General features: G+C 65.4%; 15 protein-coding genes, 1 tRNA gene, 1 rRNA gene and 2 pseudogenes. 13 read left to right on the top strand and 6 right to left on the bottom strand.

What is annotated here, in order from left to right; translation table 11 throughout:
• The 3 genes from rrf to BMW51_RS14940 form a co-directional block, all read left to right on the top strand.
• Window positions 1-110: ribosomal RNA gene (rrf, locus tag BMW51_RS14950) — 5S ribosomal RNA — on the top strand; the annotation flags it as partial.
• 93 nt (window positions 111-203) lie between these two features.
• Window positions 204-280, top strand: a tRNA-Met gene (locus tag BMW51_RS14945).
• Window positions 281-556: 276 nt separating this feature from the next.
• Complete coding sequence (locus tag BMW51_RS14940) at window positions 557-772, top strand: hypothetical protein (RefSeq protein ID WP_143051888.1); 216 nt, start codon at window positions 557-559, stop codon at window positions 770-772.
• A gap of 66 nt (window positions 773-838) precedes the next feature.
• Here the strand turns inward: BMW51_RS14940 and BMW51_RS16450 are convergent.
• The 4 genes and pseudogenes from BMW51_RS16450 to BMW51_RS14920 form a co-directional block, all read right to left on the bottom strand.
• Window positions 839-1,381, bottom strand: a pseudogene (locus BMW51_RS16450) (recombinase family protein); the annotation flags it as partial.
• Between the two features lie 164 nt (window positions 1,382-1,545).
• Window positions 1,546-2,297 (bottom strand): annotated as a pseudogene (locus BMW51_RS14930) (IS5 family transposase).
• 76 nt (window positions 2,298-2,373) lie between these two features.
• Window positions 2,374-3,708: a sensor histidine kinase gene (locus BMW51_RS14925; RefSeq protein WP_342724274.1), complete on the bottom strand. Its 1,335-nt coding sequence runs from the start codon at window positions 3,706-3,708 to the stop codon at window positions 2,374-2,376.
• A 46-nt stretch (window positions 3,709-3,754) separates the two neighbouring features.
• Window positions 3,755-4,420: a response regulator gene (locus BMW51_RS14920; RefSeq protein ID WP_177171703.1), complete on the bottom strand. Its 666-nt coding sequence runs from the start codon at window positions 4,418-4,420 to the stop codon at window positions 3,755-3,757.
• Between the two features lie 102 nt (window positions 4,421-4,522).
• On the opposite strand from BMW51_RS14920, the gene BMW51_RS14915 reads away from it, so the two are divergent.
• From BMW51_RS14915 to BMW51_RS14895, 5 genes are read left to right on the top strand one after another with little or no spacing between them, the layout of a single operon-like run.
• Window positions 4,523-5,611, top strand: a complete 1,089-nt coding sequence (locus tag BMW51_RS14915) for an ABC transporter substrate-binding protein (protein WP_093007867.1) — start codon at window positions 4,523-4,525, stop codon at window positions 5,609-5,611.
• Window positions 5,608-7,107, top strand: coding sequence for an OprO/OprP family phosphate-selective porin (locus BMW51_RS14910; RefSeq protein WP_093007865.1), 1,500 nt, complete (start codon window positions 5,608-5,610; stop codon window positions 7,105-7,107). Before BMW51_RS14915 ends, BMW51_RS14910 begins: the two co-directional genes overlap by 4 nt.
• A 21-nt stretch (window positions 7,108-7,128) precedes the next feature.
• Window positions 7,129-8,430, top strand: coding sequence for a CitMHS family transporter (locus tag BMW51_RS14905; protein ID WP_093007863.1), 1,302 nt, complete (start codon window positions 7,129-7,131; stop codon window positions 8,428-8,430).
• Between the two features lie 55 nt (window positions 8,431-8,485).
• The gene (locus BMW51_RS14900) at window positions 8,486-8,764 is read left to right on the top strand and encodes a hypothetical protein (protein ID WP_093007861.1); all 279 of its coding nucleotides are present in this window, start codon (window positions 8,486-8,488) and stop codon (window positions 8,762-8,764) included.
• Complete coding sequence (locus BMW51_RS14895) at window positions 8,761-9,426, top strand: alpha/beta fold hydrolase (RefSeq protein WP_093007859.1); 666 nt, start codon at window positions 8,761-8,763, stop codon at window positions 9,424-9,426. The genes BMW51_RS14900 and BMW51_RS14895 overlap by 4 nt, the downstream gene beginning before the upstream one ends.
• A gap of 527 nt (window positions 9,427-9,953) precedes the next feature.
• Here BMW51_RS14895 and BMW51_RS15930 read toward each other — a convergent pair.
• The gene (locus tag BMW51_RS15930; RefSeq protein ID WP_245708570.1) at window positions 9,954-10,322 is read right to left on the bottom strand and encodes a metallophosphoesterase family protein; all 369 of its coding nucleotides are present in this window, start codon (window positions 10,320-10,322) and stop codon (window positions 9,954-9,956) included.
• On the opposite strand from BMW51_RS15930, the gene BMW51_RS16445 reads away from it, so the two are divergent.
• The 5 genes from BMW51_RS16445 (at window position 10,305) to BMW51_RS14870 (ending at window position 16,637) form a co-directional block, all read left to right on the top strand.
• Complete coding sequence (locus BMW51_RS16445) at window positions 10,305-10,538, top strand: phage integrase central domain-containing protein (protein WP_425441001.1); 234 nt, start codon at window positions 10,305-10,307, stop codon at window positions 10,536-10,538. The two genes, BMW51_RS15930 and BMW51_RS16445, sit on opposite strands and share 18 nt — an antisense overlap.
• A 76-nt stretch (window positions 10,539-10,614) precedes the next feature.
• On the top strand, window positions 10,615-10,905 hold the full coding sequence (locus tag BMW51_RS16440; RefSeq protein WP_425441000.1) for a hypothetical protein: 291 nt from the start codon (window positions 10,615-10,617) through the stop codon (window positions 10,903-10,905).
• A 255-nt stretch (window positions 10,906-11,160) separates the two neighbouring features.
• Complete coding sequence (locus BMW51_RS14880) at window positions 11,161-11,868, top strand: DUF6445 family protein (protein ID WP_093007855.1); 708 nt, start codon at window positions 11,161-11,163, stop codon at window positions 11,866-11,868.
• A gap of 264 nt (window positions 11,869-12,132) precedes the next feature.
• Window positions 12,133-15,009 (top strand): TonB-dependent receptor, encoded by a 2,877-nt coding sequence (locus tag BMW51_RS14875; protein ID WP_245708572.1) that lies wholly within the window; start codon window positions 12,133-12,135, stop codon window positions 15,007-15,009.
• Window positions 15,010-15,128: 119 nt separating this feature from the next.
• Window positions 15,129-16,637 (top strand): tryptophan halogenase family protein, encoded by a 1,509-nt coding sequence (locus tag BMW51_RS14870; RefSeq protein WP_093007851.1) that lies wholly within the window; start codon window positions 15,129-15,131, stop codon window positions 16,635-16,637.
• Here BMW51_RS14870 and BMW51_RS14865 read toward each other — a convergent pair.
• Entirely contained in the window at window positions 16,634-17,665 is a 1,032-nt protein-coding gene (locus BMW51_RS14865) for a LacI family DNA-binding transcriptional regulator (RefSeq protein WP_093007849.1), read from the bottom strand. The two genes, BMW51_RS14870 and BMW51_RS14865, sit on opposite strands and share 4 nt — an antisense overlap.
• Window positions 17,666-17,675: the final 10 nt, after the last annotated feature.

The raw sequence follows: 17,675 nt of genomic DNA, 5'->3' as shown, positions 1-17,675 counted from the left end.
TGGCCATAGCGTCGGTGTCCCACCCGATCCCATCCCGAACTCGGCCGTGAAACCCTTCTGCGCCAATGGTACTATCGCTCAAGCGATGGAAGAGTAGGTCGCCGCCAGGCATTGACGCCGGTGAAACACACACAAAGAACCCATCACAATGTTACCCCCTGCCAACACGCAGGCCATATCCCGCTGGACCAACATCCAGCCGACGCGGGGTGGAGCAGCCCGGTAGCTCGTCAGGCTCATAACCTGAAGGTCGCTGGTTCAAATCCAGCCCCCGCAACCAACAATACCACGAAAGCCTCAGACCACCCGGTCCGGGCTTTCTTGCGTCTCGCACACACGCTCCCTTCGCGAACGCTAGCATCCGGTACCGGTTACCGGATAGCTGAACGGGGCGCCGCTTGCCGCCACGCGCCCTGCCCGGCTGCACCACAATCTTCTCGATGAGCGGGCGGATCACCTGCCGGGCGCTCGCGCCATCGTCCGATGCGAGGTGTGCGTCGAGCTTGGCGATCGCGCGCGTGTACAGGCTCTCGTAGTTCGTCGGCAGGCGAATGACTTGCGATGCGGGCGTGCCTGCGATGAGCTCCTCCAGGCGCCGTTCCTCGGCCTCCAGACTTTTCACCCGCGCCATCAGTGCGCGGGGGGCATCCTCGTCCTCCTCGATGCGGGTGACGAGCTTGGCGATGCGGGGGCGGGTCTCAGCAAGGTCGTGCTCGGCCTGCGCGCGCTCGGCGTTTCCGGCCTCCGCCGCGACCACGACTTCCTGCTGTAGGAGGGCGGCGAAGCGCTTGATGAGCGCCGGGGTCAGCAGCCGCTCGCGGATGCCCGCCAGCGCACGCGTTTCCAGCTCGATGGTTGTGACCGAGCCGTTGTCGCACGTTCCTGTGCGGTGGCCCTTGCACCGCCATCGTCCGGCGCCCGTGGCCAAGAATGGCGCGCCGCACGTGCCGCAGGTCACCAGACCGGAGAGGAGATGCGCAGGGCGCTTAGCGCCGGCCAGCGGATTGCCGGTCAGTTTGAACTTCGCGTCGCGCGCGCTTTGTGCTTCCGCTTGCCGCGCCTTCACCCGGTCCCAGAGCGGCTGTTCGATGATCCGCAGCTGCGGTTCGTCGCGGATGATCCACTCCGCCTCGGGGTTGAGGCGCGGGCGGCGCGAGAAACCGCGCCGCTCGTTTGGCACCTCGACCCAGGTGCGGCGGTTAAAGATTCGGCGGCCGATGTAGAGCTCGTTATTGAGGATGCCCTCCCCCAGTGTCACGTCGCCTAACAGCGTCGAGGGATTCCAGATCCCGGCATTGGCGGAAGAGCTGGGCGAAGCGGTGAGCCTCCGACTGCCGCCGCGTCGTTGGCACGACGCCGCTGTCGGACAGACAGCGCGCAAGTAGCGATAGGTTCTTGGTCCCCAGCGCCGATGTAAAAACCGGTTGATCCAAGGCTGGCTGCGGGAGCGAGCAAATTTGGTTGTCAGATGAGGAACGGTCGCCGGCTCGACCGTTCCTGCCGAGATAGCGTCTGCACTATCGCCATCCTGGGGCTGAGACTCAATCAGAGCCAGAAGGCGATTGCGGTTGCGATGGCGACGCCTGAGAGGAAGTTGGCGGCGAGTTTGTCGTAGCGGGTGGCGACACGGCGGAAGTCTTTGAGACGGCGGAAGGCGTTCTCGATGAGATGCCTGCCACGGTATCGGTCCTTGTCGTAGCGGATAGTGCGTTTGCGGCTTCGTCGTCCGAGAATGACGGGAACGGCTCCGACGTCGCGGAGCGAGCGACGTAGCCGGTCGGCATCGTAGCCTTTGTCAGCAAGGAGGTAGCGCATGCGACCAGCTTGTTTGAGGAGCGCAGGCGCCGCTTTCACGTCGCTGACATTGCCGGCCGTCAGCATCAGCGCATAGGGACGGCCGATGACATCGGTGAGCGCGTGGACCTTGGTAGTCCAGCCACCGCGCGAGCGGCCGATTGCCTGGATCTGGCGCCCCCTTTTCCACCGAAGGCCGCGCGTTGCGCCTTGATGTAGGTGCTGTCGATCGCGGTACTCTTCGCGACCACACCGGCATCCACCAGCGCGTCGAGCAGCCTGAGCCAGAAGCCACGGCGCGACCAGCGGTTGAACCGGTTGTAGATCGTCGTGGACGGGCCGTAATCGGCCGGGCAATCGCACCAGCGGCAGCCAACCTTCAGCACATGCACGATGCCCGAGATCACTCGCCGGTCGTCAACCCGCCGCGCGCCCGGCTGATTCTTCGGCAGATGCGGCTCGATCGCTGCCCACGCTTCATCCGACAACCAGAACAGCGCCATGCCTCACTCCTCCTGATCCACGCACCAGTGAATCAGGAAAACCGTCACGCCTCAAGATGCTGATTGGGTTTGGGCCCTAGTTCAGGTCACATAGACTTCCGAAGCTAAGCGTCACGCGAAGCCCAGGATTTGTGTTAGTGATTCGAAGTCGTGCACCCAAGCGTTGGGCTGCGGAGTGCACGATCGCCAGACCCAAACCGCTGCCCTCCTGTCCGGCGCTCGTACTAAATCGCACGAAGCGTTCGCCCAATCGCTGCAGGTCCGCGTCGCCGATTCCAGGACCATCGTCGGCCACCGCGATCGTCACGGACGTGTTGTCGCTCACGATGGTGACAGTGATCGATGAACCGTCTCCGATGTAGCGGATTGCGTTGTCGAGAAGGTTTGACACGATCTCGAATAACAGGGTGCGATGGCTGGCGATCACAACGGCGTCGTCGGGCGCGTCCAGCTGCACCTCCACACCGGCTCCGATTGCCTCGTGGATGCGGCGGTTGATGGCGGCAATGGCGACCTCGCGCAAGTCGACGTGCTCGAGCGGCGGCGACGTACCCGCCTCTTCGGCCCGCGCGAGGGCGAGAAGTTGCGTCACCAGTCGCTCCAGCCGGTCTGCGGCGTCGGCGATCTCACCCAGCGCCTGCATATCGCCGCGACGGGCCAGCGCGACCTGCACCTTCAGCACCGCGAGTGGCGTGCGCATCTGGTGCGAGGCATCGGCGGTGAAGCGCCGTACCCCGGCGGTGGCCGTGTCGAGCCTCGCGAGCAGGTGATCGAAGGCGTCGGACAGCGGGCGCAGCTCGGCCGGCAGGAGCCCGGCTCGAAGCGGAGAAAGGTCGGGCGTCGCCCGCGTATCGCGCGCTTCCACGGCGGCTCGCAAACGCGCGAGGGGGCGCAGACTCCACGCGAGGGCGGGGCGGATCAGCAACATCGCCATCCCGACGAGCGCGATCTCGCCGATCAGCAACGCGATCATCAAGCGGCGCTGGAGCGCGGCGCGGCCGTCCAGCGTCTCGGCAATCTGCACGATCACGGGCTGGTCGATACGCGGCAGGGCACGGCGGACCTCCGCGATGCGGATCCGCTGGCCTCGATACATCGCGAAGCGGAACCGCGGGGAGTCGATGCCGAGCGCGCGGTCGTTTGGCGCAGGAAGGTCGGCATACCCGGTCAGCAGTCGTCCGCCCACCGCGATGCGGTAGTAAACGTTGTCGCGTTCGCTGTTTTCCAGCATCCCGAATGCGGCAGCGGGCAGGTCGAGCGTCACCTCACCCCGTTCCACCTGCACCGTCTCGGCGATCGCGCCGAGTGCGCCGCCCAGCACCCGGTCGTTGGTGCGGCGCACGACGTCCGCGATCAGCGTCGCGCCGGCAAGCCCCAGCAGGATCGCGATCGCCAGCAGCGGCACGAGCATCGCGGTCAGCAGCCGCGTTCGCAGCGCCAGTGCGCCGGTGCGGGGTTCAGGTCGCATCGAGCAGGTATCCGACGCCGCGTATTGTGCGGATCACCGGTCCGTCGGGTGCCAGCTTGCCGCGCAGCCGGGTGATGTTGACCTCCAGCGCGTTGGGGCCGACCGGTTCGTCAAACCCGAACACCTCCGCCTGCAACGTCTCGCGCGTGACGATCTGACCGGCGCGCGTCGCCAGCGCATCGAGCACCGTCCATTCGCGCCGGCGCAGGTCCAGCAGGCGGCCATCGATCCGCGCCTCGCCGGTCGAGCGGTTGATCGCGAGCGCGCCGACCGTCAGTTCGGGCGTCGGATCGCCACCCCGGCGGCGACCGAGTGCGCGAATGCGGGCCTCCAGCTCTTCGGGCGCGAACGGCTTGCGCAGGTAGTCGTCGGCCCCAAGATCAAGGCCGCGGACACGGTCGTCGAGCGCGTCGCGTGCGGTCAGCATCAGCACCGGCACGCGCTGTCCCCGGCGTCGCAGCGTCTGGAGCACGGCAAAACCGTCAGTGTCGGGCAGCCCGACGTCGAGGATCACCAGCGCGTAGAACTCGTCGGCGGTGACCATCAGCGCATCCTCGCCGGTGGCGACATGGTCGACCGCGTACCCCGCGGCGCGCAGCAGCGCGACGATGCTGCGCGCCAGCGGCGCGTCATCCTCTACGATCAAAATCCTCAACGCGTCGCTCGTTTCGTGAAAGGTTGATGACAGCTTGCCCGTGTAGCTGGTGGCTGTCGACTTACCCGAACGAAGAGGCGGGAAGCGAGAGGAGCCTGAACGATGCGTCACCCGTTATTGCTGATCCCGGTGCTGCTTGCATTGTTCGTCGGCACCGCCGCGCCCGCCGCGGCGCAAAGGGCGGCTGGATACCCCAGATCCTATGACGCGCTGATTGCGGAAGCGCGCGCCGAAGGCGGCGTTCGCATCTACGGCAATGCCGACGCGGCGGCGATGACGGCGGTGATCGCGACCTTTCGCCGAACCTATCCGGGCGTCGTCGTCCAGTATCGTGATCTGGAGGCACGCGACATCTATCGCCGCGTTGTGATCGAGGCGCGGGCGCAGCAGCCGAGTGCGGACCTCGTCTGGTCGTCGGCGATGGATCTCCAGGCCAAGCTAATCAACGACGGCTACGCCCAGACCTATCAGAGCCCGGAAAAGCCGGCACTGCCACCGGCCGCGGTGTGGAAGAACATGGGCTATGGCGTCACGTCGGAGCCGGTCGCCTTTGTCTACAACAAGCGGCTGATCCCGCCCGCCCGGGTGCCGCGCACGCACGAGGCGTTCGAGCGATTGTTGCGGGACCGCGACGCGGCACTGACCGGCCGCGTCGCGACGTACGACCCCGCACGCTCCAACGTTGGGTATCTGTACCTCACCGAGGATTACGCGATCACCCGCGACACGGCATCGCTGCTGCAGGCGATTGGCGCGACCCGGCCAATGCTGTCGCGCACCACCGAACCGATGCTGGATGCGGTCGCCAGCGGACGGGCTGCGATCGCCTACAATGTGGTCGGACCATATGCGCTGACGCGTGCGCGCCGCGATCCGCGGATCGGCGTCGTGTTCCCGCGCGATTACGTGCTCGTGGCATCACGCGTTGCCTTCATCGCGCGCAATGCCCGCCATCCCGCGGCGGCGAAGCTGTTCCTCGATTTTCTGCTGTCGCGCACCGGGCAGGTGCTGCTCGCGCGGCAGTGGCTGTTTCCGATCCGCAGCGACGTTCCCGCGCCACGGCTGGGAGCCGAGCGGGCGCGCCCGATCCGGATCGGGCCACAGCTGCTCGTCAATCTCGACGCCATCAAGCGACGTCGCTTCCTCGCCGACTGGAAGGCGATCCTGACCCAAGGAGCAGTTACCCGATGAAACCGTTGCGAACCGGTTGTGCGCTGATCGCGCTCGTCGTCGCCACCCCGGCACTGGCGCAGACACCGGGTGCGGACGAACTGGCGGCGCTGGTCCGCGCGCAGGCCGCGGAGATCGCGGCGCTCAAGGCGCGGCTCGACCGTCTTGAGGGCGCGCAGCAGGTGGCTTCCGCACCGGCGACGCCGGGAACACCGCCGGTAGCCGCGAACACGTCTCCGCCGGCGCCAGTCCAGTTGGCGCAACAGGCTCGCCGTCCGCAGGTCACCTCCCCCTACGCGCCGCAGCTCGTGCCCCCGGGCCCGGCAGAGCGCGACGTGACGCGCGCACGCGAAGCAAATGCGGCCGGCGTCACCACCGAATGGGGTGCAGGGCTGCCGGTGTTCCATTCGGCCGATGGCGTCTTCACCTACAAGCCGCGCGGGCGCATCCTCACCGATGTCAGCACGACGTTCGGGTCGAAGAGCGACACGCGCAACATTACCACCACGGGCATGCGCGCGCTGCGCCTTGGCATCGAAGGGGGCGTGGGCACGCATTTCTTCTACCAGTTCGAAACCGATTTCTCGGAAAACGAGGTCGACATCGTTACCGCCTTCATCGGCTGGCGTAACCAGATCGCGGCGGGGCTCGACTATGACGTCCGCGCAGGCCACCTGTTCAACGACCGCGCGTTCGAGGGCTCGACAGGCTCTGACTCGACGCCGTTCCTTGAACGTAGCACGGTGTCGACTGCGATCATCCCGCAGCGCGGCTTCTACGGCATCGGCATCATGCCGCGCTTGTTCTGGAAGACAGGCCACGCGTCGTTCACGATCACCGGCGACCGCGTCGATGGCAACCAGGCGGTCAGCGACAGTCGCACGATCCTGGCGCGCGCGCACTGGAACCCGATCAAGAGCGATACGGGCGTGCTTCACCTTGGCTTGTGGGGTTTCGACGAATCGCTCTCCTCGGCCGCGACGACGCTGACGCGCAACACGGTGATTGGCGGACGCTTCAATGGTGCGTTGCGTGTTTCTACCGGTCCGCTGCTGGGCGGCACCGGCACCACCGGCTACGGTGCCGAACTGGGCGGCTATGCCGGCCCGGTGTGGGTGATGGGCGAGGCCGGGCGGCGCAACGCGCGCCTCGACGGCGGGCGTCCCGACTTCGTCAGCAAGGCGTGGAGCCTATCGGGCGGGTGGTTCGTCACCGGCGACCTGCCGCCGTACAACCCACGGCTTGGCAGCTTCGGCCAGCCGCGGGTGCTCAGGCCGGTGTTCGATGGCGGGCCCGGCGCGATCGAGCTGACCGCACGCTACGAGGACCTCGATTTCACCAATCTGGTCACCGGCGGGCGCGGCTGGGCGGCGACGATCGGGGCCAACTGGTACCTCAACAGCTTTGTGCGGCTGCAGCTGAACGTAATTCACTGGAACACCGACAACCGCGTCGGTGCGGTCACCGGCGAAGACGACGGCCAGACCGTCAGCACGCGCGTCGCCGTTACCTTCTGATCCATCCGGAGCCGCTAACCCATGAGCCTTGCCCTGTTCGGCTTCCTGATGGTTGCCACCTTCATGACGCTCATCATGACCAAGCGGATGACCCCGCTGGTCGCGCTGATCGTCGTCCCCACCGCCTTAGCGCTGATCGCCGGCTTTGCCTCGGGGCTCGGCGACATGATGATCGACGGGATCAAGAACCTCGCGCCGACCGGCGTCATGCTGCTGTTCGCGATTCTGTTCTTCTCTACCATGACCGACACGGGTCTGTTCGATCCGCTGGTTAATCGCCTTCTGCGGCTGGTCCACGGCGATCCGCTAAAGATCCTGATCGGCACCGTCGCGCTGTGCGCAATGGTCAGCCTGGATGGCGACGGATCGACCACGTACATCATCACCATCGCCGCGCTGCTGCCGCTCTACAAGCGCTATGACATGAACCGGCTGTACCTGTGTTGCCTGCTCATGACGACCAGCGGCATCATGAACCTGACGCCGTGGGGCGGCCCGACCGCGCGCGCGGCGAGCGCGCTGAAGCTCGACCCCGCGACATTGTTCCTGCCGCTGATCCCCGGCATGATCGCCGGGCTCGCCTTCCTGATCGGCCTCGCGGTCTGGTTCGGGCGCAAGGAGCGCGCACGGATCGGGCACGTGGCGGCGAACGAGCCGGCGAGCTTCACCGGCATGGCGGTGTCGCAATTCCCGGAGGCGCGTCGACCGCATCTTCGCTGGTTCAACACGGCGCTCACGATCGCGCTGCTAGCCGGGCTTGTCTCAGGCATCCTGCCCCTGTCGGTGCTGATGATGCTCGCCTTCGCGGTCGCGATGATCGTCAACTATCCGCAGGTCGCCGAGCAGAAGGAGCGGATCGCCGCGCACGCGGGCAACGTGCTGTCGGTCGTGTCGCTGATCTTCGCCGCGGGCATCTTCACCGGCATCCTGTCGGGCACCGGTATGGTCGAGGCGATGAGCAAGGAAGTGGTCGGCATCATCCCGCCCGCGCTCGGGCCGTACATGGCGCCGATCGCCGCTGCCTTGAGCCTGCCGTTTACCTTCTTCATCTCCAACGACGCCTTCTATTTCGGCATGCTGCCGATCCTGGCTGAGGCGGGCGCACATTATGGCGTCGAGCCGATGGCGATCGCGCGCGCGTCCTTGATGGGGCAGCCGGTGCACCTGCTCAGCCCGCTGGTACCGTCGACCTATCTGCTCGTCAGCCTCGCCGGAGTTGATCTGGCGGATCATCAACGCTTCACGCTGGTGCCGGCAATCCTGGTGTGCACGGTCATGACGGTGATCGGGATGCTCGTCCTCGCCTTTCCCCTCGCCGGGTGAGGGGGAAACGGTGAGCACGTGCTTCGCACCCAACAGCGACGCCGCATACGTTGCAATGCGCTTCATCGCCGCAGTCGGCATGGGCGCAGCGGACAACGCCGCCTCCGTGGCGATGCGCGCGTCGCTGCCCTGGGTGCTCGGATCGATGGTCGCCAGCGCGGCGGCGAGTGTCATTGGACGGCCGATCGCCGCCCGTCCGGCGAACCGCCGGCCGCCGGCAGCGCTGACCGGCGTGATGCCGGGACGCTCGTCACACCACCTTGCCCGCGTCGTTCTCGTCCTGTTTGCCGCGCCGCTTGCCGTCCGTTCAACCCGTGAGGAACTTCCATCATGATCCGCAAGCCTGTGCCGCTAGTCTTGCTTCCCGCAATGGGATGCGACGGGCAACTCTGGGCGCGACAGATCGTCGACCTGGGCGATATCGCACACCCGGAACTGGGCGACCTCACCGTCGACGCGACCCTCGCCGACATGGCTGCGCGTGTGCTGGCGCATGCTCCGCAACGCTTTGCAGTGGCCGGCGTCAGCCTGGGCGGATACGTCGCACTGGAGATGGTGCGTCAGGCACCCGACCGGATCGACCGCATCGCGCTGTTCGGCACCCGCGCGACGATGCAGATGAGGCCTCGTACCGTTGGAGAGCAGGGTATGCTGGCGACCGCGCCGCACGCCGATCCGATGCTGACGTCGATCATCAGCGGTCCGGTACAGGCAATGGCTGAACGAGTAGGCGCTGAAGTCTTCGAGCGGCAGCAGCGCGCGCTCCTGGCCCGTCCCGATCTAGAACCTGCCATTGCCGCGGTACGCGTACCAACACTCGTCGCTGTTGGCGATCGCGATCGGATCTGCCTACCCGCCGATGCGCGTGCGCTGGCCAACCGCATCTCTCATGCGAAGTTCCACGAACTGCGCCACTGCGGTCATCTCGCGCCGCTGGAAAGGCCAGGAGAAGTGACCATGCTACTGCGGCAATGGCTGCTAAATACCCCGGATTAAGGCGGCTTCTCTCATATTAAGGTGTTCAAAAAATCGCATCTATGATCCGGCTCTGTGTCGGCCCCGACAAACTCGATCGATGGCTGATGCAAGAATTGGCGAAACAACAATCGCTGAGAAGCGGCGCTTGGCTGGTGAACGAACGTCTGAAAGCGGGGAACTGGAAAGACGGCTAAGTGATCGTTTGTGGGCCTCACTGGCTCAAGCCTGCAAACTGCATCAAAGCGGAGGCTTAGGTCTGCGGCGTATGATCCGGTTGCTGGAAACTAGACGTGGATGCTGATGACGCGCAACTCGTTACAAAAAAGGCCGGAAAGGTCAGCACACGGTGTATCAGCCGCTACATCTATCCTGTGGCTGCTCTAGTTCACGCGCAAAATGCGATTGGTTCGAAATAAGAAGTTAGAATCTATCTGCTCTGTTTGCCGATTCGACATGTTGCTGCTTAAAACTTCTTTGGGCAGCTACGTTGATGCAGCCTATGTTGTTCCTGATAGTGAGTGTGGTATCATACGCGCGGATAATGCCTAGATTTGCTTTAGAATCCGCTTCGCAGTGGATGGAGCGGCGATATGCGGAACGCCACGCGACGCGCTCTTATCATTGACACCAAGGTCAGCCGGGTGGAGCTCAATTCTAATCAGGTGATTATCGCGAAAGGAGCTGGTGGCGATTACTGTCTCGTACAAGTTGGGATGTAAAAACTCCTTCTCGTTGCGCGCCCGAAGCAGCTCGGGCGTAGCCACGCTGCCGGGTTCGACCTTAAGTTGGTCATACATATCCGCTGGCACGTCATCGAGCGAGTTGTTCATCATGACAAAGTCGCCGAGTGAATAGAAGATTGATCTTACTTTGTAGATCTCATTGCCGCGCAGCTGGTGTGGAACGTTCTGCAAGTGCTGCAGCCGCTCTGGCAGCGAACGCCGGAAACGGCCGAGCGCCTGCGTGGTCGCATCGAGAACGTCTTGGATGCAGCAAAGGCCAAGGGGTGCGGACGGGCGATCATCCGGCTCGCTGGCGCGGCCACCTGGATCAATCGCTATCCAAACGGCAGCAGCTTAGTCGTGGCCACCACGCAGCGTTGCCGTATGCGGCCGTGTCCAAGTTCATGACTGACCTACGCGAACGTGATGCGACACCGGCGCGAGCGCTGGAATTTACAATCCTGACAGCTGCCGTTCAGGGGAGGTGCTTGGTGTTAGTTGGGCTGAGATGGACCTGAGCAGTGCCGTGAGGACTGTGCCTGCCACCCGCATGAAGGCGGGACGTGAGCACAGGATCCCATTGTCTCAGACTGCTGTAGACCTGCTACAACGGCTTGATGCCGCGCCAGACGCCGAGCGAGCGTCTCCAACCGACGCAATGTTTGCGAGTGCCGCGACCGGCAGGCCGCTCTCGGCAATGGCCATGCTGATGCGACGTATGCAGGTAGATGTTCACAATTCACGGCGCTCGGTCAGCGTTTCGAGACTGGGCTAGGGGAAGGAGGAACTTTCCTCGTCGAGTGTGCGGAATAGCGCTGGCGCGTACGATCACAGACGGGGCTGAAGCGACTTATCGGCGAGGCGACTTGCTCGATAAATGCTGCGAATTCATGGAGCTTGGGGCGAGATATTCCAATCAAGGTAGAAGATAGATCAGACTGGTCATGGACATGTGGTGCGAAGCATTATTATGTACCCGCTACCAAATATTAATTTATAGCCGCTGCTCTGATAAATCGCGGGACTGAGAATGAGTGGCGAGGCTTGCTGGCAGCTTGAAGTCTTGACTCATGGGTCGGAGAACCAGCCCGTCGTTGTGATGGACTCGTTCGTATCCGACCCACATGGGTTGCGTGAGGATGCGTCGTTCCTGTCGTTTTCACAAATTGGCGAACATTATCCGGGCATCCGCGCCGTCGTGCCTGAAGCGATGCTGCGCCCGATCGTCGCCGCGCTGGCGCCTGTTGTTCGCGATGTGTTCGGGCTGGGCGACTTGAGCGTCGTCGACAGTTTCTACTCGCTGGTCACCACGCCGCCGGACGCGCTGGCGCCGATCCAGCGATTGCCGCATTTCGACGAGGTTTCGCCGACGCGGCTCGCGCTGCTGCACTATCTGGCCGACGACGGCGAGCGGTCGGACGAGGATATCGGCGGCACCGCCTTCTTTCGCCAGCGCTCGACCGGGTATGAGTCTGTCGACGCCGCGCGACTGCCGGCGTACCGCGCCGCGCTGGCCGATGATCTCGCGGCGCACGGCATGCCGAATGCGGGATACATTGGCGCGGACTCTCCGGTGTTCGAACGCATCGCGCGCCACGCCGGTCGTTTCAATCGCGCGATCCTGTACCGGTCGAACACGCTGCACTGCGCGGACATTCCCGCCGGCATGCCGCTGAGCGCCGATCCGTTCACCGGGCGGCTGACGGTCAACACGTTCCTGGATGCGGTGGCGCTGTGAGGCGCTAAGGTAGCGGTGCGCTGTGACATCGCTGCCACAGCAGGCGGGCAGAGCGCGCTCGCATACCCCTGAATACGTATGTGGCTTTGTTGTGACTAAGCCCTGGGCGGGCCTAATCCGCGGTCATCACGCCGCATAAGCACCTCGCGCAAGGCCGCGCAGAGGTGTGGCCTGGGGGAGGTTCTCTTGACCGTTTCGCTTCAATCATCGTCCGTTCGTGCCCAGCTGGGCCTGCGCGCCAGCGCGCTGACCATCGCGGGCGTTATGCTACTCGCCGGCGGCAATGCCTGGGCGCAGCAGGCGGGCACCGCGACCGCCAACCCGACGGGTGCGATCACCGAAACGCAGCCGGCGCCGCCCGCCGATCCCACGCCCGACGCGAACGCCAACCCCGATCCGACCGCCGAGGCGACGCCGACCAGCGACGCGAGCGACGTGGGCGAGGGCACCGACATCGTCGTCACCGGCATCCGCGCCGGCCTCGCCAAATCGGCGGACATCAAGCGCCGCTCGACGCTGATCGTCGACTCGGTGTCGGCGGAGGACGTGGGCAAGCTGCCCGACGTGTCGATCGCCGATTCGCTCGCACGTATTCCCGGCGTCACCGCGCAGCGCCTGGAAGGGCGCGACCAGCGGCTGTCGATCCGCGGCCTGGGTCCCGATTTTTCGACCACGCTGTTGAACGGCCGCGAGCAGGTGACGGTCGGCGACAATCGCGGCGTCGAGTACGACCAATATCCCTCCGAATTCTTCCGCAACGTCAACGTGTATAAGTCGGCCGACGCGTCGCTGATCGCCGCCGGCATCTCGGGCACGGTCGACCTGCGCATGCTGCGCCCGCTCGACCAGTCACAGCGCGTGTTCGCAATCAATGCGCGCGGGCAGATGAACGGCATCGACAATCTCAACCCCGAAATGTCGCGCTACGGTTATCGCGCGTCGGCGACCTACGTCGACAAATTCGCCGACGACACGTTCGGCGTCGCGCTGGGCGTATCGGCAACGCAGACGCCGTCGCAGAACGAGCGCTACAATGCGTGGGGCTATAACGGCACCGGGACCGCGACGGACCCGTACCGGTTGAGCGGCGCCAAGCCCTACGTCCAGTCGAACGAGCTGAAGCGCTACGGCGCGGTTGCGACACTGGAATGGCAGCCGAGCGACAATTTTCACTCGACCTTCGACGCGCTCTACTCGCACTTCGAAGAAACGCAGTATCTGCGCGGCATCGAGTTCCCGCTCGACGGGCAGCGCGACGATCCGACCAACCCGACCGACAACGGGACGCAGCTGTCGGGCGTCACGGTTGCGAACGGGTTCCTGACCGCTGGTACCTTCTCCAACGTGTTCGCGGTGCAGCGCAACGACTATAACCAGCGCAAAGCGGACAATCTGTCGCTCGGCTGGAACAACGATTTCAAGATTGGTGAGACGACGCACTTCAACGTCGACGCGAGCTGGAGCCGCGCGACGCGGACCGACTTCCTGCTGGAAACGAATACCGGCACTGGGTTCCAGAAGAGCGGTCGCCCCGACACGGTCGGCGTCAGCCAGAACGGCGACGGCACTTACTCCTTCTCGCCGACGCTCGACTACACCGACACCAGCATCTTCAAGCTGACCGACCCGCAAGGATGGGGCAATAACGGCACGCAGCAGGTGGTCCAGTCGGGCTTCCTCAACCGTCCGAAGTTCAAGGATGACCTGAAGTCGCTGCGCGCCAGCCTGAACGGCGAGTTCGAGGATAGCGTCATCAAGGGTTGGGAAATCGGCGCCAACTACAGCCGCCGTGAGAAGACCAGCGAATATTCGTCGTTCTTCCTGTGCCCCAAGGGCACGGGCACGGGCTGCACCGTGGCGAGCGGCACGCCGCGCAGCGCCGACGTGCCGGCGGAGGCGCAGCTGGGGAACAACATCCCGCTCAGCTACCTCGGCATCCCGGCGATGCTGACGCTTAACCCGTTGTACCTGTACAACAATTCGCTCAACGCCGCGTTCGACGGGCGCCCGGGGTCGCTGGTGCGCGACAACACGGTGACCGAGAACGTGTACACCGGGTACGCCAAGCTCAACATCGACGGCGAGGTGAGCGGCAAGGCGCTGAAGGGCGCATTGGGCGTGCAGGCGGTCTATACCGACCAGAGCTCGGACGGGCAGATTGCGGGGCTGACGAACGGCGTCGTCACGATCGCGCCGGCGAACGAGGGTGCGAAATTCTGGCGCGTGCTGCCGTCCGCCACCTTCTCGGTCGAGCTGATCGAGGGCGGCTACGTGAAGCTCGGCGCGTCGCGCACGATGGTGCGCCCGCGTCTGGACCAGGAGCGCGTGACGCAGGACGTGACGGTTAATCCGGCGAACGTTGGCGTGCTGCCGATCGCCCTCAATCCGGTGTTCAGTTCGAACGGCGGCAACACGTCGCTGCGTCCGTATCAGTCGACCAACATCGACGTGTCGCTGGAGAAGTATTTCGGCAGCGGCGGCGGCTACGTCGCGCTGTCGGGCTATTTCAAAAAGCTGGACGATTTCGTGAACCCGGCGACGACGATCGCGTTCGACTTCTCCGACCTGCTCGGCGCGCTGACGCCGGCGCAGCAGGCGCAGGCGATCGCGGCGGGGCAGCAGATCGGCACCGTCAGCCGCCCGGACAATTCGGGCCGCGGCGAGGTGCTGGGCGTCGAGGCGACGCTGTCGCTGCCGTTCCGCATGATCACGCCGGCGCTCGACGGGTTCGGCGCGTTCGTAACTGGCAACTACACCGACTCGACGATCCGTTACGCCAACAACCCGAGCCCGATCACGCTGCCGGGCCTGTCCGACTGGACCGGAAGCGGCACGATCTATTTCGAGAAATGGGGTTTCCAGGCGCGCGCCAACTATCGCTACCGCTCGTCGTTCCTAGCGGAGGTCGCGGGCCTGTCGGCGAGCCCGACGTTCCGCACCGCGAAGGAGGAAGCGATCCTCGACGCGCAGATCGGGTACGAGTTCAAGGACGGTCCGCTGAGCGGCCTGTCGGTGATGGTGCAGGGCAAGAACCTGACCGATCGCCCGTTCGTCACCTATCAGAACGGCGACGAGCGTCAGGTGATCGATTACCAGCGCTACGGCCGCGATTACTACGTCGGGGTGACGTATAAGTTCTGAGCCATCCGGCTCTGATCCGCGTTCGATCGTACTGATCCGGACATTGGCCGTCGGCATCGCCCCCCGATGTCGGCGGCCTTTTCTTTGAAGCCGGCCAAGCGCGCAGCTAGGAGAATGGCATGACCCCGACCAATATCGTCATCGCCGGCGGCGGCAGCGCGGGCTGGATGGTCGCCGCCGCGTTCGCGCACTTCCTGCCGCCCAACGCCTATCGCATACGGCTGGTCGAATCGGAGGCGATCGGCACGATCGGCGTCGGCGAGGCGACGATCCCGCAAATCCAGCTGTTCAACCAGGCGCTGGGACTGGACGAGGACGCGTTCCTGCGGGCAACTGGCGGCACGTTCAAGCTGGGCATCGAGTTCGCCGGCTGGACCCGTCCGGGTGAGCGATACATGCACGCGTTCGGCGATGTCGGGCGCGAGTCAGGGCTGCTGGGCTTTCACCACCGCTGGTTGCGCGCGCGCGCCGAGCGTGACGGGGAGATCGCAGCCTTGGGTGACTATTCGCTCAACGAAGTGGCGGCGCGTGCGAACCGGATGCAGCGCGGGCCTGCGCGCACCGCCGCGATGCTGCCGGCGATGCCCTACGCGTTCCACTTTGACGCGGCGCTCTACGCGCGGCTGTTGCGCCGCTTCGCGGAAGCGCGCGGGGTCGAGCGCGTCGAGGGACGGATCGTCTCGGTCGAGCGAAGCGGTGAGACGGGCGACGTAGCCGGGCTGGTGCTGGACGGCGGCGCACGCGTCGAGGGCACGCTGTTCGTCGACTGCACCGGGTTCCGCGCACTGTTGATCGGCGAGGCGATGGGTGCGAGCTACGATGACTGGACACGCTGGCTGCCGTGCGACCGCGCGCTGGCGGTGCCGTCAGCGCGAGCGACCGACTTTACGCCCTACACGCGCGCGACCGCGCACGGCGCGGGGTGGCAGTGGCGCATCCCGCTGCAGCATCGCACCGGCAATGGCATCGTCTATTCCTCTGCGCATCTCTCCGACGATGCGGCGGCGGCGCAGTTGCTCGCCAATCTCGATGGTGCGGCGGAGGGCGATCCACGGCCGATCCGCTTCACGACCGGCAAGCGGCGCGAGATGTGGCGCGGCAATGTCGTCGCGGTCGGCCTTGCGTCGGGGTTCATGGAGCCGCTCGAGTCGACCAGCCTGCACCTCGTCCAGACCGCGATCGCGCGGCTGCTCAAGATGCTGCCGGGGCGTGCCACAGGCCAGGTACAGCGCGACGAGTACAACCGGCAGGCTGATTTCGAATACGAGCGTATTCGCGACTTCCTGATCCTGCATTACTGGGCGAACGCGCGCGACGAGCCGTTCTGGCAGGAACGCCGCGCCGCCGATCTGCCCGACACGCTCCGCCACAAGATCGCCTTGTGGCAGGAACAGGCGCACGTGACGCGCGAGCACGAGGAGCTGTTCACCGAGGTCGCGTGGATCCAGGTGCTGATCGGGCAGGGCGTGATCCCGCACGGCTATCACCCGATCGCCGACGCGGAAACGCGCGCCGACAATGACGAATACCTGGAGTTGATGCGGCAGCTGATCGCGCGCGAGGCGGCGCAGATGCCGCGGCACGACGCTTTTGTTGCGCAGCATTGCGCAGCGCGCGCCAGCGTCTAGGCGGAGGCGCGAACCACCAGGCGCGAGGGCAGCAGCAGGTCCTCGGTCGGCTCGCCCGCGATCTGTCGGATCAGCGTGTCGACCAGCGCGGCGCCGCCGCGACCGTAATCCTGCGCTACGGTGGTCAGCGGCGGGTTCGTATGGCTGGCGGCGGGAATGTCGTCGAAGCCGATCAGCGCGACGTCGGCGGGCACCGATCGCCCGGCCTCAGCAAGCGCGCGCAAGGCGCCTAGCGCGATCAGATCGGAGGCGCAGAAGACGGCATCGAACACGACCCCGCGCGCGATCAGCCGCTGCACCGCCTCATAGCCCTTCTGCTCGACCGACAGCGCGTCGACGTGAAGCGCGGGATCGACCGGCAGCCCGGTGGCGCGCAGTGCCTCGGCGAGTCCGGCGTAGCGGTCGCGGAACTCGGGATAATGGTGGCTCGCCGCACCGATAAAGGCGATGCGACGGCAGCCGTGCGCGATCAGGTGCTCGCCTGCCATGCGCCCGCCCGCGATGTTGTCGCACCCGATCGTCGTACCGACCTCGCTCGGCGCGCCCCAGCGCACGAAGCGCGTGCGCTGCGCGACCAACTGTTCGACGCGGGCGCGGTAATCTTCCCAGTCGCCGTAGCCGAGCAGGATGACGCCGTCGGCGCGGCGCGCATCCTCGTAATCGATGTGCCAGTCGGCCGACCAGCGCTGGAACGAGGTGAGCAGGTCGTAGCCGCGCTGGCTGCACGTCTTCAGGATCGAGCCGAGCATCGCGAGGAAGAACGGGTTGATGTTCGACCCGTCGGGCAGCGGGTCCTCGAAGAACAGGAGCGCCAGCGTCTTCACCTCGCCGCGGCGCAGCGACGAGGCGGCGCGGTCGACACGGTAGTTGAGCTGCTGCGCGATCGCCTCGATCCGCATGCGCGTGCGCTCGCTGACCGTCTTGTCGCCACGCAGCGCGCGCGACACGGTCGGCTGCGACACGCCGGCGAGCTCGGCGATGTCGAACGAGGTCGGGCGGTCACTGGAAGGGCGGGGGGTACGCGCCATGACGGCGGCG

Source organism: Sphingomonas palmae (assembly GCF_900109565.1).
Taxonomy (GTDB): Bacteria; Pseudomonadota; Alphaproteobacteria; order Sphingomonadales; family Sphingomonadaceae; genus Sphingomonas; species Sphingomonas palmae.
The sequence above is the reverse complement of the archived record's forward strand: the minus strand, read 5'-3'. Positions and strand labels throughout refer to the sequence as shown.

Coding starts and splice junctions, on each gene's coding strand:
- BMW51_RS14925 (WP_342724274.1), bottom strand. CDS start 3,708: ATGCTCGTGCCGCTGCTGGCGATCGCGATCCTGCTGGGGCTTGCCGGC.
- BMW51_RS14915 (WP_093007867.1), top strand. CDS start 4,523: ATGCGTCACCCGTTATTGCTGATCCCGGTGCTGCTTGCATTGTTCGTC.
- BMW51_RS14910 (WP_093007865.1), top strand. CDS start 5,608: ATGAAACCGTTGCGAACCGGTTGTGCGCTGATCGCGCTCGTCGTCGCC.
- BMW51_RS14905 (WP_093007863.1), top strand. CDS start 7,129: ATGAGCCTTGCCCTGTTCGGCTTCCTGATGGTTGCCACCTTCATGACG.
- BMW51_RS14900 (WP_093007861.1), top strand. CDS start 8,486: ATGCGCTTCATCGCCGCAGTCGGCATGGGCGCAGCGGACAACGCCGCC.
- BMW51_RS14895 (WP_093007859.1), top strand. CDS start 8,761: ATGATCCGCAAGCCTGTGCCGCTAGTCTTGCTTCCCGCAATGGGATGC.
- BMW51_RS14880 (WP_093007855.1), top strand. CDS start 11,161: ATGAGTGGCGAGGCTTGCTGGCAGCTTGAAGTCTTGACTCATGGGTCG.
- BMW51_RS14875 (WP_245708572.1), top strand. CDS start 12,133: ATGCTACTCGCCGGCGGCAATGCCTGGGCGCAGCAGGCGGGCACCGCG.
- BMW51_RS14870 (WP_093007851.1), top strand. CDS start 15,129: ATGACCCCGACCAATATCGTCATCGCCGGCGGCGGCAGCGCGGGCTGG.
- BMW51_RS14865 (WP_093007849.1), bottom strand. CDS start 17,665: ATGGCGCGTACCCCCCGCCCTTCCAGTGACCGCCCGACCTCGTTCGAC.